Origin of the sequence: Companilactobacillus halodurans (assembly GCF_009600985.1) — a bacterium.
In the GTDB taxonomy this organism is placed as follows: Bacteria; Bacillota; Bacilli; order Lactobacillales; family Lactobacillaceae; genus Companilactobacillus; species Companilactobacillus halodurans.
The window spans coordinates 1-1,579 of sequence record NZ_VDFP01000108.1 but is presented as its reverse complement, the minus strand read 5'-3'; the positions used below and the strand labels follow the sequence as shown (position 1 = coordinate 1,579).

2 protein-coding genes are annotated in these 1,579 nt (G+C 35.8%); both read right to left on the bottom strand.

Features of this window, described 5'->3' with window-relative positions; all coding sequences use genetic code 11:
• Positions 1-298: 298 nt before the first annotated feature.
• Complete coding sequence (locus FHL06_RS12810; RefSeq protein WP_153386971.1) at positions 299-952, bottom strand: amino acid ABC transporter permease; 654 nt, start codon at positions 950-952, stop codon at positions 299-301.
• Positions 953-964: 12 nt separating this feature from the next.
• On the bottom strand, positions 965-1,579 hold a 615-nt coding region (locus FHL06_RS12805), incomplete at its 5' end, for an amino acid ABC transporter permease (RefSeq protein ID WP_153386969.1).

Here is a 1,579-nt window from a genome sequence, read left to right as displayed (position 1 = left end):
TATAAAAAAAGTCCCTGCTGCAAATATGCAACAGGGACGATTTACCGTGGTACCACCCAGCTTGAGAATAGTTAAATAAACTATTACTCCACTCTTGAGAATAACGGCTCTCTTTTTCCGCTTGGCAAAACCAAGTCATGCCTGGTATTTCATAATTGCACCCTGACCGGTTCGCATCAACCACCGGCTTTCTTACGCCCAGATACATTACTAATTGATTCAGACACTTATATGTGTTTATTTGATTGACATAAACAATAACAGGCTTAATTTATTATGTCAACTAATAAAATTATTTTTATGCCATTCGACGATCAATGAATTTTGACAATAATGACAATGCGTAGCAAACGATAAAGTACATAATAGCCATTGCTACGAAGACAGGAATGATGTAATTAGGGTCTTGTCCATAAACAACTTGACCGTGTTGCATCAATTCTGGCACAACGATAATTGTTGCTAAAGATGTATCCTTGATCAACGAAATAAATTGACTAACCATAGCAGGAATCATCTTTTTGTAAGCTTGAGGTAAAACAACATGCCACATTGCTTGAGGCATTTTCATACCCATAGCTCGAGCCGCTTCCATCTGACCTATATCAACTGCCATGATTCCAGAACGAATGATTTCAGCAATCATCATTGACTCAAAGACCGTCATTGCTAAAATAGCTGCCGGAATCGTATCAGGTTTAAATCCAAACGCTGGTAGACCAAAGTAAACGAAGAAAATGATCAAAAGTAATGGTAAGTTACGAATAACATCGATTATAAAACCAATTATTTTTGAAAAATATGGAATCTTAGAATAACGGATAATCCCTAAGACTGATCCAATAATAAAACTTAAAATCACCGATATAACGGAGAACAAAATTGTGATCCATAAGCCTTGGAGAAGAAATCTGATATTTATCCATGAATAAGCATTTATCCAATTTTGCATAATTTACCCCTCCTAAGCTAACTTTCTTTCTAGATGTTGCATATAGTAACTGATTGGCAATGTAATAACTAGGTAGAACAAACCAACAATTATATATGTATTAACAGTTTCAAATGTTTGTGAAGCAATAGCATTCCCTTGATACATTAGATCAAACCCAGCTACGAAAGCTAGCACAGATGAGTTCTTGACCAAATTAACGAATTGGTTACCCAATGGTGGAATAACATACTTAAATGCCTGAGGCAAAACGATATAACGCATTGCTTGCCAGAATGTCATTCCTTGAGAACGAGCTGCTTCCATTTGACCAACATCAACAGAATTAATACCTGCACGAACAGTTTCAGCAATAAAAGCCGATGTATAGATTGTCAAACCAATAGTTCCCGCAGTAAAACCATTGATTTTAGTGATATATAAAGGAATTACTAGATAGAAGAACATTGTAATAACCAATAAAGGAATGTTACGAAATACTTCTACATAAATGTTTCCAATGATTCTGACCGCCTTATTAGGGACAACCTCGAAAATGGCGAACAATGAACCGATAATTAAACTAAAGAACAGTGCTAAAACACTAGACAAAAGCGTCCAACCAAAACCACTGATGAATTCACTCCA

Coding starts and splice junctions, on each gene's coding strand:
- FHL06_RS12810 (WP_153386971.1), bottom strand. CDS start 952: ATGCAAAATTGGATAAATGCTTATTCATGGATAAATATCAGATTTCTT.